The organism is Akkermansia muciniphila (assembly GCF_018709685.1).
Lineage (GTDB): Bacteria > Verrucomicrobiota > Verrucomicrobiia > Verrucomicrobiales > Akkermansiaceae > Akkermansia > Akkermansia muciniphila_E.
Genome location: NZ_JABDHQ010000013.1, coordinates 69,157 through 81,959 on the forward strand (window position 1 = coordinate 69,157; position 12,803 = coordinate 81,959).

Here is a 12,803-nt window from a genome sequence, read left to right on the forward strand (position 1 = left end):
ATGAGCAAGGAACCTGATGTACGCTGGCCCGCTGAATGGGAACCGCAGGACGCTGTTTGGCTTTCCTGGCCCCACCGCAGGGATCTGTGGCAGGGCGGCCTGGATGAACTCCGGCAGACTTACGGGCGCGTGGCCGCCGCCATTGCTCCGCATGCCCGCGTGTGCGTGAACGCCGCGGAAGTTCTTCATCCGGGCATCCGGCAGGCCATGCAGGACGCGGGGGTGCGGGAGGAACGGTACAGCCTGTTCAACCATCCCACCAACGACGTCTGGTGCCGGGACCACGGCCCCGTCTTTGTGCAGGACGTGAAGGACGGCTCCCTGATGCTGGCGGACTGGCAGTTTAACGCGTGGGGCGGCAAATTTGCTCCCTGGGACCTGGACAACGGCATTCCTGCCCTGATGGGCGCCGCGCTGGGGCTGCCCGTGCGCAGCTCCTCCATGATTCTGGAAGGGGGCGCCATTGAGGGGAATGGAGAAGGCCTGCTGGTGACGACGGAGTCCGTGCTGCTGAATCCCAACCGCAATCCGGAATGGAGCCGCGCCGCGATGGAGGAGGAACTGCGGCGCATGCTGGGCGTGAAGACCGTTTTCTGGCTTGGTTCCGGCATTGAGGGGGATGATACGGACGGCCATATTGACGACATGGTGCGCTTTGTGCGCCGGGATGCCGTGGTCTCCATCGTGGAGCCGGACTCCTCCTCCCCCCATTACCGCGCCCTGGCGGAAAACAATGAACGGTTGCAGGATTTGAAGTGCGTGGACGGCTCCGGCGTGGAGGTGGTACCGCTGCCCATGCCGGACCCGCTCCGCGCGGAGGACTGGCGGCTGGACCAGCTTCCGGCCAGTTACGCCAATTTCCTGATCGTGAATGACGCCGTCATTGTTCCCGTGTTCAACCAGCCCCGGAATGACGACCGCGCCCTGGGCATTCTGCGGGAATGCTTCAGCGGAAAACAGGTGGTGGGCGTGGATGCCCGCAAGCTGGTGCTGGAGGGCGGAGCCATCCACTGCATCACCCAGCAGCAGCCCCGGCCGCGGAAGGAGGAGCCATGAGCGCGGAGGAAGGCGTAACGGTGGATGTGATTCTGCCGATGGAGAAGGCCGCGGACGAGCGGGCGCGCCGCGCCGCCGTGGCGGACAAGCTGGGCATTGCCCCCTCCCGCATCCGGGAACTGCGCCTGCTGAAGGAATCCATTGATTCCCGGCAGAAGAAAATTTTGTTTCAGCTCCGTTTTCTCGCGGGGGTGGATGAACCGCTGCCCCCGGAGCGCCTCCCCTCCCGGGATTATCCGCCCGTGAAACCCGGCGCCCCGGCGGCGCTGATTGTGGGATTCGGCCCGGCGGGGATGTTCGCCGCCCTGCGCTGTCTGGAGCTGGGGATGAAGCCCGTGGTGCTGGAACGGGGAAAGGACGTCTCCTCCCGCCGTTTTGACCTGGCCCCCATCTTGCGGCAGGGCACGGTGATTGAGGATTCCAACTACTGCTTTGGGGAGGGCGGCGCGGGCACCTTCTCGGACGGCAAGCTGTATACGCGCGCCACCAAGCGCGGCCCGGTGAGGGAGGTTTATGAGATATTCGTCGCTCACGGCGCGCCGCGGGAAATCCTGACGGACGCCCATCCGCACATCGGCTCCAACCTGCTGCCGAACGTGGTGAAGGCCATCCGGGAATCCATCCTGCGCGCAGGCGGGGAAATCCATTTCAACGCCCGGGTGGTGCATCTGCTCCGTTCCGCGGACGGGCGGCGCATACGCGGCGCGGCCTGTGCGGATGGCCGGGAATTTGCGGCGGATGCCGTCCTGCTGGCTACCGGGCATAGCGCGCGGGACGTGTACCGCATGATGCTGGCGGAGGGGCTGGCGCTGGAACAGAAACCTTTTGCCGTGGGGGTGCGCATTGAACATCCCCAGGCATTCGTGGACGCGCGGCAGTACCATCTGCGCCCGGACGGGAAACGCCCGGAACAGCTTCCGGCGGCGCGCTACTCCGTGACCACGACCATCCGTGACCGTGGCGTCCACTCCTTCTGCATGTGCCCTGGCGGCTTTATCGTGCCCGCCGCCACGGAAAATGACGAGGTGGTGGTCAACGGCATGTCCCTGGCCCGGCGTGACTCCCCCTTTGCCAATGCCGGGTTTGTGGTCAGCGTGCATCCGGAAGACACGGAAGCCTTCCGCAGGGAGCACGGCGTTCTGGCGGGCGTGGCGTACCAGAAGGCGCTGGAAACCGCCTCCAGCCGGGCCGGAGGAGGCATGCAGAAAGCCCCCGCCCAGAAAGTGGAGGATTTTCTCAAGGGGCGCGTTTCCTCCTCCCTTCTTCCCACCAGCTACCACCCCGGCATTGCGTCCCATCCCCTGCATGAACTGCTTCCGCCGGAAATCGTGTGGCGCATGCGGGAAGGACTGCGGCAATTTGACCATAAGTGGCGCGGTTTTGCCGGGCCGTGCGCCCAACTCATCGGCTGTGAGACCCGCACCAGTTCCCCCGTGCGCATTCCGCGGGACTCCGCCACGCTGGAGCATCCGGAACTGGAAGGCCTGTACCCCTGTGGGGAAGGGGCCGGGTATGCGGGGGGCATTGTTTCCGCCGCCCTGGACGGCCGCCGCTGTGCGGAAGCCATGGCACAGCAGGTATCCCGTTAAAACGGTCTTGCGCGGCGGCCACCGGGGCTGCCGCAGGCTTCTACGGATAACGGGACGGAGGCGCTGCCAAAGGCGCACTCTTTTTTACCAATCCCGTGTTCCTCTCTTAATGTTATTGCCAGTTCTCCGGAGCCCGGCATTGTTTCAGTTGCCGCGGAGGCCTGCGATGCTCCATGAAGCTCTTTCCACGCCCCGCCGGACAAGGCCGCATCCCCGGCTGTTACCTGTAAGAACAGCCTTTCGTTCCGGAAATAATTGGCGCATGCAAGCCGGAAGGGAAGAGGCCGGAGGAACGGTATTGCCGGAATGCATGTTTCTGGTATGGTGTTTTCATGGGAAAGATGGTTCGTTTTCTGCTCGTTTTAAGTATATCGGGAATGGCGGCCGCCCAGGATATTGCTCCTCCCGCCGTGCCGGACTTGAATGGGGATACGGAGGAGGGGAGGGCGCGTGAAAAGAGTCGTGAAGGGATTCGGAACTTTCTTGCCCAGTTGTTCCTTGTCCGGAACCTCCCTGCCTTTGAAGTCATAATCAGGGGAGGCAATGGTCTGGCTACGGAATTTTATCAGGTGATCCTGGAGGAATTCCCGGAAAGCGCCCTGAAACGCTGCCCTGCGGATTTTCAGGAACTGATTGTTGCAAAAAAGCGGAAGATACAGGAGTTCCTGGACGGAAAGGAAAGGAGCATTGTCTGGCCTTATGCGGCGGATGAAGAAGTCACTGCCTTGCTGTTCAAGTACGGCTTGAAGGATGAAGAAGACCGGATTGCCCGCTGGCTGGCTGAGAGGCTGGCCTTCAGGCAAAGCGATACCCCCGCGTTTAAAGCCCGGCGGATGCATGAGCTGAAAGAAGAGATGGAGGCAGGAAAAGTTGCAGTTCCCGGTGATGTGGGCGAGGCTGAAGAAATGGAGGGCCCGGAGATGCCGGAAGATGTATGAAGGGAGGAGTTATGGCGCGTCATGAACTGCCGTGCGGCGGAAACCGCTGCCTGCTGGCGGAAAAGAGGGGGCGGCGTCCGGAAAAAGCGTTTTTTTCTGCGGTTTTCATTCCGGAAAGGAGAGATTTTAAGTTTTTCCTGGTGAAACGGCCCGGAAAAGTAAAGTAGTGAAAGAACAGGAGATACCCACAGATTTCGAACGATTGGTGGAAGCAGCTGTCCAAAATGAGCCATGAGAGCGTCCCGGATCTTCTTAATACTGTGCCCCGTGTGGTTCGCGCTGCCCGGCGTGGGCCAGGATGTGGGGGCTCCCGGCATGCCGAATGTGGACCTGGAAACTCCTTCCGGGCAGAAGCTGGCGAAGGAGAAGGCGGCCATCCGCAAGTTTTTCGTGCTGCTCTATTTGGCGGTGGCTCTGCCCGCCATGGAAAACCAGAGTGATCTTTGCAGGGAGAAAGACCTGTATCCCCTCATGCTGGCCGCTTTTCCGGAGCAGGAACTGAAGGAATGCCCGCAGGGGCTCCAGCATTTGATGAATGCCAGGGTGCAGGAGCTGAAGGACGCCGTGGACGGGAAGAGGGAATTGCAAACCACCCCGTTTAATCCGGAAGACCGGGAACTTTTCATCTTCCTGGCTCGGTACGGCATGGAGGACGTGTGCCAGCAGGTCATGAACTGGATAGGCAGGGAAGTCAACACCCGCGGTGACATGGACCAGGAATCCTTTGCCCGGGAGTTCAGAAAATTCCGGGACAAGGTGCGTTCCGGGCATCTGGTGATGCCGGAAGCGGTGGAGGACTGAGCCCGGAGTTTTCCGGAATGGCCCGGAGCTATCCGTGGGGGCATGAGGAAAACTCATTGTTCCAGAATGGCCGTGTGCTATGGTGTTGGCATGTCCGGAGCGAGTCGTCTTTTATTGATTGGTGCATTGTTGGGCGGCATGTGCCCTCTTTCCTCCCGGGCGCAGGATATTGCGGCTCCCTCCATGGCGAATGTGGATTTGGAAACGGAGGAGGGGAAGGCGCTGGAGCGGGGCCGGGAAGCCATTGACAGGGTGGTCGTGCTGGGAAACATCATAAGCATGATAACGACTCTGGAGATGGAGGGCAGGGAGATGCGTGACGTCCTGATGGCCCTGTATGCCAACCATCAGGCCGGGGTCCCTCCTCAAATGCTGGAGAAATGCCCGCCTGACTACAGAAAAACCTATGAGGCCGTGAGGGAGGAAACGGGAAAACTTCTGGACAGGGTGCGCAAGGAGAAGATGGACGATGTCCAGTTCCGCGCGGCTTTTAAGGAATTTTACATCCGGACCAATGAAATCAGCGCTCCCGTGGGAGAAAAATACCGTTTGAAAGAACGCAGCATCTCTCTTTTGGAGGCATTGAACCGCAAACTCCGGGTATTGGAGAAGGAGGAAAAAATAAAGCTGCTCCAACGGATGAAGGATGATCTGATTGCCGGAAAAATGGAATTCCCCGGAGCGGCTGAAGAAGCGGATGGTGAAGCCGCAGGACGCTTGAAGGTTTTTGTAAGGTAATGGGAATGCGGGAATGGATATTGGACGCCATTCACGCCCGCGGCCCCGCCGCTTTTTTTGAAGGTTAAGTCTTGCCAGGGCAGGGGGCTTGGGGCCATAATCTGCAAGTTTCACAACCGCACACACAGCCATGAAAGTCATCGTCATCTACGGCAGCCCGAATGATAAGCCCTTTATGGAACCCGCCCGCGAGTATTTTACGCAGGAGAATGTTCCGTATGAAGAGACCGTCCTGTCCGCCCACCGCGACCTCCCGGAGCTGATCAAGTTCCTGGGTGATCTGGAAGCCAGCGGAGAAAAGGCCGTGATTCTGGCCGTGGCCGGCCTGTCCGCCGCCCTGCCCGGCGTGGTGGTGATGAGCTGCTCCCTTCCGGTAATCGGCGTGCCTGTTCCCGGCGGCCCCCTGAACGGCATTGACGCCCTGCTGGCCATCGCCCAGTGCCCGGGCGGCGTGCCCTGCACCACGGTGGGCCTGCATAAGAAGACTCCCGTTAACGCCGCCATGGCCGCCCACCGCATTCTGAAGCTGGCCGGCCTGTAACCGTTCACTCCTTTACCTTCCGGCAGATGACTCCTCCCCCCTCACAGGAAATCGTGTTGGACGGCCCGGGGATTTCCCGTGCGCTGGAGCGCATGGCCCACGGCATTGTGGCCCGCTTCCCCGGGGAACCGCTCGCCATCGTGGGCCTGCTCAGCCAGGGGGACGTCATCGCCCGGAGGCTGGTGGACAAGGTGAAGGAACTGGGCGTGGAAGCCCAGTGCGGAGCCATTGACATTTCCCTGTACCGGGATGACATTTTCAAGCTGGAGGCCCGTCCCTCCCTCCGCTCCTCCAACCTCTCCTTTTCCACGGATGACATGAGGGTGGTGCTGGTGGACGATGTCCTTTACACGGGGCGCACCATCCGCGCGGCCCTGAACGCCCTCTTTGACTACGGGCGCCCGGCCCGCATTGAGCTGGCCTGCCTGATTGACCGCGGGGGGCGGGAGGTGCCCATCCAGCCGGACTATACGGGCCACGTGCTGGACCACGCCGGGGCCAAGGTCATCGTAAGCATGAAGGAGGCCGACGGCGAAGACCGTGTGGTTATCGCCGCCAATTAAACAGTTCTCAATCCATTACCCGTTTTTCATGAATCCCCGCAAGGACCTTCTCAACATCTCCTCGTTGACCGACGAGGAAATTCATACGCTGCTGGATTCGGCCGGTCCGATGAAGGAGCTCTTCACCAAAAGCGTCAAAAAGGTGCCTGCCCTGAAAGGGAAGTCCGTTTTGACGCTTTTTTATGAGCCCAGCACCCGCACCCGCTCCTCCTTTGAGGTGGCGGCGGAACGCCTGTCCGCAGACGTGACCAACTTCACGGTGTCCACCTCTTCCGTGGTGAAGGGGGAATCCGTGCAGGACACAATTGCCACGCTCCAGGCCATGAAGGTGGATTACGTGATTGTGCGCCATTACAACAGCGGCCTGCCGAACGTGATTGCGCGCCATACCTGCGCCAGCGTCATCAACGCCGGGGACGGGGCGCATGCCCATCCTTCCCAGGCCTTGCTGGATTCCTTCACCATCCGGGAGGTGTTCCCGGACGTGAGGGGAAAGCGCGTGCTGATTGTGGGGGACATCCTGCATTCCCGCGTGGCGCGCTCCACCTCCCTGCTGATGAAGAGGCTGGGGATGGAAGTGGCCTACCTGGGGCCCGGCTCCCTGGTGCCGCGCACGGAGCATTCCGGCATCCCCCGTTTTTCGGATTTCAACGAGGCGTTCGCGTGGAAACCGGACGTCATTTACCTGCTGCGCGTGCAGAAGGAACGGCAGGACGCCCCCTTCTTCCCTAGCGCACGGGAGTACAACAAGATTTACGGCGTCACGGAGGAACGGCTGGAGCGCATTTCCGGTGAAGGCCTGTACATCATGCATCCGGGCCCGGTCAACCGCGGCGTGGAAATCTGCGACTTGGCGATGGACTATGAGCGCTGCCTCATCAACCGGCAGGTGGAGAACGGCATCGCGTGCCGCATGTCCATCCTTTACCATCTCACCCCGCAAACCCAGCACTGATTGTTCATGAAAACTTCCGTACTTATTCGCAATGCCCGGCTGGCGGACGGTTCCGCTCCGGTGGATATTCTGGTTTCCGGAGGAGTGATCTCCGCCAAGGCGCCCGTCGGAACGCTGTCCGCGGATTCCGCGGAGAAGGTGCTGGACGCCTCCGGCAAGCTGGTGCTGCCCGGCCTGTTTGACCTTCATGCGCACCTGTGCCAGCCCGGCCGGGAGGACAAGGAGCGCGTGGCTACGGCTACGGCTGCCGCCCTGCATGGCGGCGTAACCGGACTGATGGCCATGCCGGATACCGATCCCGTGATGGACAACGCCGCCCAGATCACCACCTTCATGGAAATCTGCCGCACGGACGCGCTGGTGGAGGTCATCCCCTCCGGCTGCCTGACCAAGGGGGACGGCGGTGAAGAGCAGGCCTCCTACGACTCCCTGCGCGCCAAGGGCGTGCGCTTTATCACGGACGGGGACCGCGCGCCGGACAACATGCTGCTGCTGTACCGCGCCATGCAGTACGCCAGCAACCTGAACCTCACCTTCGCCCTGCGCGGGGACGTGCCGTCCCTGACGGCCAAGGCCACCATGCACCCGGGCACCACCTCCTACCGCCTGGGGCTCACGGGCTCCCCCTCCTGCGCGGAGGAAATAGGGATGGAAACCATCATCCGCCTTTCCGTGGAGACGGGCAACTCCCTGCATGTGCAGACCGTTTCCACCGCCGGCAGCGTGGACATCCTGCGCCGCTGCAAGCCGGAAACCGCCGGACTGAGCGCGGAAGCGGCACTCCACCACCTCCTGTTCACGCATGAGGACGTGGGCCGTTACGATACCAGTTACAAGACCCTGCCTCCCCTGCGGGACCGGTCTGACGTGGACGCCCTGATTGCCGCGGTGAATGACGGCACCATTGACTGCATCGTCTCCGACCACACGCCCTGCACGCCGTTCTCCAAGCTTCAGGACTTCGTCGTCGCGCCGCAGGGCATGATTGCCCTGGATACGTTCCTTCCCGCCATTTACCAGTATCTGGTGGAACCCGGAAAAATGTCCTGGCAGACGGTGGCGCGCGCATGCAGCGACGCTCCCCGCAGGCTCATGGGCCTGCCTCCCGTCTCCCTGGAGGAAGGCGCCCCGGCCAACCTGGTGGTGTTTGACCCGGAGGGTGAAACGCCCGTCACGGATGAAACGCTCCGCAGCCGCGCCCGCAATACCCCCTTCCTGGGCAAGACCCTGAAGGGGAAGGTGGAAGCCGTGGTGCTCGGAGAACAGCTTCACTGCTTCTGACGAAAGCGCAATGAAGAAAGACCGGAAGCTATTAATTATTAACTATTAGCTATTAACTTTCGCTTGCACCCCGTCGCCCGCGTCAGCACGTGTTATCCGGACAAGTTCGGCGTGCCGCGCCAGAGCGGCCTGGTGCCGGGAGCACGGGCGCGGCTGGTGTTTGAACCGCCGTTCCGCAATCCGGACGCCGTCCGCGGCCTGGAGGGCTTTTCCCACGTGTGGCTGATCTGGGTGTTCAGTGAAAACCTGCGGGAAGGGTGGAGCCCCACCGTCCGGCCTCCGCGCCTGGGCGGGAATGTGCGCATGGGGGTATTCGCCACGCGCGCGCCGTTCCGGCCCAACCCCATCGGCCTGTCCGCCGTCAGGCTGGAACGGGTGGAACTGCACGCGCAGGACGGCCCGGTACTGCACCTTTCCGGCGTGGACCTGGTGGACGGCACGCCCATTCTGGACATCAAGCCTTATGTGCCCCTGGCGGACTGCATTCCGGAAGCCGCTGAGGGTTTCACCGCCTCCCCCTATGAGCGGCTGGACGTGGAAATACCCGCCGTCCTAGGGGAATCCATGCCGCCGGAGGAACTGGCGGCGCTGGCGGATACGTTGTCCCTGGACCCCCGCCCGCAGTACCAGGACGACCCGGAACGGATTTACGGCCTCCTGTTCTCCGGGCGGGAGGTGAAATTCAGGGTGGCGGAGGGGTGCCTGTACGTGCTGTCCCTGGAGCCCTCCGGTCAACGCCCGAATATGGGAGGCTAAAGATGAAAGCTTGAAATCCCGGTGTTTTGCCATCCGTCTGCGCGGTGATGCTGTCATCAGGCGCGGACCCTGGGCGGCCCGTCAGGACAGTGCGGGGGCTTGCTTTGCAGGGCGCGGGGAGGTAGCCTTCTCCCGGAATCCGGGAATGGAACCGGACTGTTTAAGGGAATGAACAATGACCGGCAGATAGCTGAAGCTTTTGAGAGGAACTTCCGTGATTACGGGGAACTGGGCGCGTCCGTTTCCGTCTGGAAGGAGGGGAGGGAACTTGTTTCCCTGCATTCCGGTTTTGCCGTGGCGGATGAAACGCGCCCGTGGACGGACCGTTCCCTGGTGCCCGTTTACTCCGCCACCAAGGGGGCCGCTTCCGCCGCCCTGCTGCTGGCCCTGTACCGGCAGGGAGCCTCCCCGGAAATGAGCATGGGGGAACTGTGGCCGGAATTCCCGCTGCCCTACGCATCCATCGCGCAAATGATGTCCCACCAGTGCGGCCTGGCTGCCTTCTCACGGCCTGCCAGCGTCTTTGACCATGAGGACTGCGTTCGCGCCCTGGAGGAAACCGTTCCGGCGTGGCAGCCCCCGGAGCACGGCTACCATCCGCATACCTACGGCGTGATGCTGGATGAACTCATGCTGCGGCTGACCGGGGAGCGCCTCTGGCGCTACTGGGAAGAATACATCCGCACGCCGCTGGACTTGGACTTTTACATCCGCCTGCCGGAATCCGAATTCAGCCGGGTGGCGACCCTGTACCCCGGCAAGATGGACATGTCCAACATGGGCACGCCTTTCTATCTGGAATATATGAAGAAGGGAACGCCCGTGAACCGCGCGTTCAACACCCTGATGGGCCTGAACAGCGTGCGGCAGATGAACACGCCGGAAGCGTGGACGTCCGGCGCTCCGGCGTTCGGGGGCGTAGCTTCCGCCCGCGGCATGGCAAAATTCTACCAGGCGTGCCTGGGGCTGGATGAACTTCAGGTATTCCCGGCGGCGGTGCGCGGCTGGATGCGGGACATCGTCATTGACGGCCCGGACCTGACCCTGAAAACGCCCACCGCCTTTTCCTGCGGCTTCATGCATGACCCGGCGGACCCCGCCACGGGGCGCAAGCTGCGCCGCCTGTTCGGCTCCGGCGGCTTCGGGCACGCCGGGGCGGGCGGCTCCCACGCCTTTGCGGACCCGGCCCACGGCCTCTCCTTCGGTTACGCGATGAACCGCATGGACCTGAACGTGCTGCCCGGCGTGAAAACGCGCCTGCTCATTGACGCGGTGATGAAGGAAATTCAGGCGGCGCCGGAGGCGTGACCTTCCGGAAAGAACCGGAGGGCAGGAGAGTAAAAGCCGTACTTCCGGGGTAAAAGGGAGACTTTCCGGATGCGCGTCCTGTTTTTAAGAGCGTCCGTTTTCCGCGGTCTGCGCCGCTTCATCTCCAATGGACTCATTGGGTATCCATCCCTCCTCCCGGTCGCTTATTCTCCGGACCCACGTCCACCCGTTCAGCGTCCTGAGCTTGACGATTTCTTCCCCCGGGTCTACGTCCAATTCCCTGGCGCTGTAATCTTCCAGCACCATTCCCTGCGCTCCGTCTTCCGGATGGTCAATCAGTTGAACGGGAACCCAGCCTCCATGGCCCCGGCTGTTTTCCGCCCAAATCCAGTCCTTCCAGTTTTCCTCCGGCGCTCTTTCCCCCAACTGAACTCGTTCCCCCTTTTCCAGCCTGATGGGATGTTCATATTCCGTCCGGTGTGAAGCGACTGTTTTAAAGATTCCCTGGGGCGCGCCGTTTGTTTTCATGTGATGATTTTCTGTCTTGAATGGATGATGTTGAAGTTTCTGGGGCTTCAGCATAACCTTTTGCCTGCTGCCTGTTTCGTTCCTGCTTCCGTTCTCTCCTATCCTACTTGTAATCCTTGTGATAGATCAATCTCAATAATATTGTGAGTCCATATTTCCTTGTTGGGTTGCGCCAAGGAACCATTTGAATGCTCTATGATCAATTGCACCCCCCTTCTCCTTTAAGGGAGGAAGTATTTTGTTGAGTCCCTTTTGCTGTCCGGAAGAACGTTTTATTGTAATTCTAGTCAATGCCGTTTCCTTCTCATTCCATCTGGTCGTCATCGGGCCGCATGTAGCTGTATGCACCGCTGGAGTCCCATACAAAGTTCTTTATCCAGTATGTTGTCGTATTGATATCTGAAATTTCCTTTTTGCCGGAGACAAAGAGAAAATTTTAAGAGTTTTTAGAAGTTCTCGTCATGAAATACTTATAATTTATTTGGAACCCATATGAGATTCCATTCCTGGCCATTACTATCTTTGGCTCGTAAATTTAATTTCATCTTTAAAGGGTATGATGATCTTTTCTGAATTTCCATATACAATGAACCATCTTTTGATTCTGTTGAGAGAAGATCAGGTGTCCATGGAATAGAAAAAATAGGTGTATTTTTTATTTCAGTTGGAAGGTGGTTGTTACCATTTGGATTAAAAATAATAGTTTCAGATTCAAAATAATCTTTATTTTTAATAGACTGCCTAGATTTTTTTCTCTCTGTAATTAAAACTCCTGATTCAATAGATATACCTTCTTCTGTTTCCAAATTTTTAAAATAAATGTGAGGGTACTCTGAAGAAATATCTGGAACAAAATCATCGTCATTCAGGGAAGAATCAAGTTTATACGATAATGCAGATGTATTAGAATTGCATACTGAAAATTTAGTATAATTTAATATAATTATAAATTCTGATAAAGAAATGATAATAAGTGCAATAATTAAGATATTTTTTTTAATAATATTCATATTTCTCTATTGTGGGCGTGGAATTGGAGGAGTATCATTATTGTCTGCAGTGCTTACAATTTTTGCTGGATAATACTTCAAATAGCTTTCGTTCTTTTTCATTTGCAAGGAAAAGCTGTTTTCTCCTTCTGGTGCATTAGAATAAATTCTCCAGCCTCCATCGGAAATTGCACCATCCTGATGGCATGCAACTAAATAAATACCATATCCATTTGTTGAGTTAGATGGATACAATGAAGATAAGAATTTTTTAAATTTTCCCATGTCGGCATATATTTTAGATTTATCTTCTTTTTTTCCTATAATTAGCTGATTTGTAGGCTTTTTTATTCCAGTAGCTGTTGAATATTCACCATGGGAGATTACTGCTAATGTATCATATTCTTCTGTAATATTTTTCAGTAATTTTTTTACAGTATCAGATAATTGTTTCTTTGATTTTTTATCAGAACCATAAACAACTTCAATGGTTGAAGTTTTTTCATGTTCTATCTTTTTTATAAATTCCTGAGACGAATCATTAAATTTTTTCCCATCTATAGCTATAGAAGCTTTTATATCATCTCTAAGCCAGTCAAATAAATCTTTGTTCCCTCTCGTATTTTTGCTTTTTTCATCTAATTCTTCAATTGCGGCAATTATTTTATCTGAAACTTCTTTAATATTTTTTATATTTGTTTGTAAATCTTTTATTTTATTTGCGTCTTTTTCGTTGTTTTTATCTAGACACGCAACCACGTAGATGGCACATCCAAGAAGGTCTGTAATGAACAATTTG

The 12,803-nt window shown here is 57.8% G+C and carries 14 protein-coding genes; 11 read left to right on the forward strand and 3 right to left on the reverse strand.

All coding sequences use genetic code 11. The annotated features are described in order from the left end of the window. From HHJ06_RS09290 to HHJ06_RS09340, 11 genes are all read left to right on the forward strand, one after another. Window positions 1–1,056, forward strand: a complete 1,056-nt coding sequence (locus HHJ06_RS09290) for an agmatine deiminase family protein (protein ID WP_215429055.1) — start codon at window positions 1–3, stop codon at window positions 1,054–1,056. Further along, window positions 1,053–2,645: an NAD(P)/FAD-dependent oxidoreductase gene (locus HHJ06_RS09295; protein WP_215429056.1), complete on the forward strand. Its 1,593-nt coding sequence runs from the start codon at window positions 1,053–1,055 to the stop codon at window positions 2,643–2,645. Before HHJ06_RS09290 ends, HHJ06_RS09295 begins: the two co-directional genes overlap by 4 nt. 332 nt (window positions 2,646–2,977) lie before the next feature. Further along, window positions 2,978–3,583: a hypothetical protein gene (locus HHJ06_RS09300; RefSeq protein WP_215429057.1), complete on the forward strand. Its 606-nt coding sequence runs from the start codon at window positions 2,978–2,980 to the stop codon at window positions 3,581–3,583. A gap of 231 nt (window positions 3,584–3,814) precedes the next feature. Further along, window positions 3,815–4,384: a hypothetical protein gene (locus HHJ06_RS09305; protein WP_215429058.1), complete on the forward strand. Its 570-nt coding sequence runs from the start codon at window positions 3,815–3,817 to the stop codon at window positions 4,382–4,384. Window positions 4,385–4,522: 138 nt separating this feature from the next. Beyond that, window positions 4,523–5,122 (forward strand): hypothetical protein, encoded by a 600-nt coding sequence (locus HHJ06_RS09310; RefSeq protein WP_215429059.1) that lies wholly within the window; start codon window positions 4,523–4,525, stop codon window positions 5,120–5,122. 130 nt (window positions 5,123–5,252) lie between these two features. Further along, entirely contained in the window at window positions 5,253–5,663 is a 411-nt protein-coding gene (locus tag HHJ06_RS09315) for an AIR carboxylase family protein (RefSeq protein ID WP_215429060.1), read from the forward strand. Window positions 5,664–5,689: 26 nt separating this feature from the next. Then, on the forward strand, window positions 5,690–6,226 hold the full coding sequence (gene pyrR / locus HHJ06_RS09320) for a bifunctional pyr operon transcriptional regulator/uracil phosphoribosyltransferase PyrR (RefSeq protein WP_215429061.1): 537 nt from the start codon (window positions 5,690–5,692) through the stop codon (window positions 6,224–6,226). A gap of 28 nt (window positions 6,227–6,254) precedes the next feature. Continuing rightward, window positions 6,255–7,181 carry an aspartate carbamoyltransferase catalytic subunit gene (locus tag HHJ06_RS09325; protein WP_215429062.1) on the forward strand — a complete coding sequence of 309 codons (927 nt, stop codon included), beginning with the start codon at window positions 6,255–6,257 and terminating at the stop codon, window positions 7,179–7,181. 6 nt (window positions 7,182–7,187) lie between these two features. After that, entirely contained in the window at window positions 7,188–8,462 is a 1,275-nt protein-coding gene (locus tag HHJ06_RS09330; RefSeq protein WP_215429063.1) for a dihydroorotase, read from the forward strand. Window positions 8,463–8,525: 63 nt separating this feature from the next. Beyond that, window positions 8,526–9,218 carry a tRNA (N6-threonylcarbamoyladenosine(37)-N6)-methyltransferase TrmO gene (gene tsaA, locus HHJ06_RS09335; protein ID WP_215429064.1) on the forward strand — a complete coding sequence of 231 codons (693 nt, stop codon included), beginning with the start codon at window positions 8,526–8,528 and terminating at the stop codon, window positions 9,216–9,218. Between the two features lie 168 nt (window positions 9,219–9,386). Then, a complete protein-coding gene (locus HHJ06_RS09340; RefSeq protein ID WP_215429065.1) occupies window positions 9,387–10,526 on the forward strand; it encodes a serine hydrolase domain-containing protein in 1,140 nt (379 codons plus the stop codon). Window positions 10,527–10,610: 84 nt separating this feature from the next. On the opposite strand, the gene HHJ06_RS09345 is transcribed toward HHJ06_RS09340, so the two are convergent. The 3 genes from HHJ06_RS09345 to HHJ06_RS09355 all read right to left on the reverse strand — a co-directional run. After that, window positions 10,611–11,015 (reverse strand): SH3 domain-containing protein, encoded by a 405-nt coding sequence (locus tag HHJ06_RS09345; RefSeq protein WP_215429066.1) that lies wholly within the window; start codon window positions 11,013–11,015, stop codon window positions 10,611–10,613. 470 nt (window positions 11,016–11,485) lie between these two features. Continuing rightward, window positions 11,486–12,025 (reverse strand): hypothetical protein, encoded by a 540-nt coding sequence (locus HHJ06_RS09350; protein ID WP_215429067.1) that lies wholly within the window; start codon window positions 12,023–12,025, stop codon window positions 11,486–11,488. A gap of 6 nt (window positions 12,026–12,031) precedes the next feature. Then, on the reverse strand, window positions 12,032–12,803 hold a 772-nt coding region (locus HHJ06_RS09355; protein ID WP_215429068.1), incomplete at its 5' end, for a hypothetical protein.

Coding starts and splice junctions, on each gene's coding strand:
- HHJ06_RS09290 (WP_215429055.1), top strand. CDS start 1: ATGAGCAAGGAACCTGATGTACGCTGGCCCGCTGAATGGGAACCGCAG.
- HHJ06_RS09295 (WP_215429056.1), top strand. CDS start 1,053: ATGAGCGCGGAGGAAGGCGTAACGGTGGATGTGATTCTGCCGATGGAG.
- HHJ06_RS09300 (WP_215429057.1), top strand. CDS start 2,978: ATGGGAAAGATGGTTCGTTTTCTGCTCGTTTTAAGTATATCGGGAATG.
- HHJ06_RS09305 (WP_215429058.1), top strand. CDS start 3,815: ATGAGAGCGTCCCGGATCTTCTTAATACTGTGCCCCGTGTGGTTCGCG.
- HHJ06_RS09310 (WP_215429059.1), top strand. CDS start 4,523: ATGTGCCCTCTTTCCTCCCGGGCGCAGGATATTGCGGCTCCCTCCATG.
- HHJ06_RS09315 (WP_215429060.1), top strand. CDS start 5,253: ATGAAAGTCATCGTCATCTACGGCAGCCCGAATGATAAGCCCTTTATG.
- pyrR (WP_215429061.1), top strand. CDS start 5,690: ATGACTCCTCCCCCCTCACAGGAAATCGTGTTGGACGGCCCGGGGATT.
- HHJ06_RS09325 (WP_215429062.1), top strand. CDS start 6,255: ATGAATCCCCGCAAGGACCTTCTCAACATCTCCTCGTTGACCGACGAG.
- HHJ06_RS09330 (WP_215429063.1), top strand. CDS start 7,188: ATGAAAACTTCCGTACTTATTCGCAATGCCCGGCTGGCGGACGGTTCC.
- HHJ06_RS09340 (WP_215429065.1), top strand. CDS start 9,387: ATGAACAATGACCGGCAGATAGCTGAAGCTTTTGAGAGGAACTTCCGT.
- HHJ06_RS09345 (WP_215429066.1), bottom strand. CDS start 11,015: ATGAAAACAAACGGCGCGCCCCAGGGAATCTTTAAAACAGTCGCTTCA.
- HHJ06_RS09350 (WP_215429067.1), bottom strand. CDS start 12,025: ATGAATATTATTAAAAAAAATATCTTAATTATTGCACTTATTATCATT.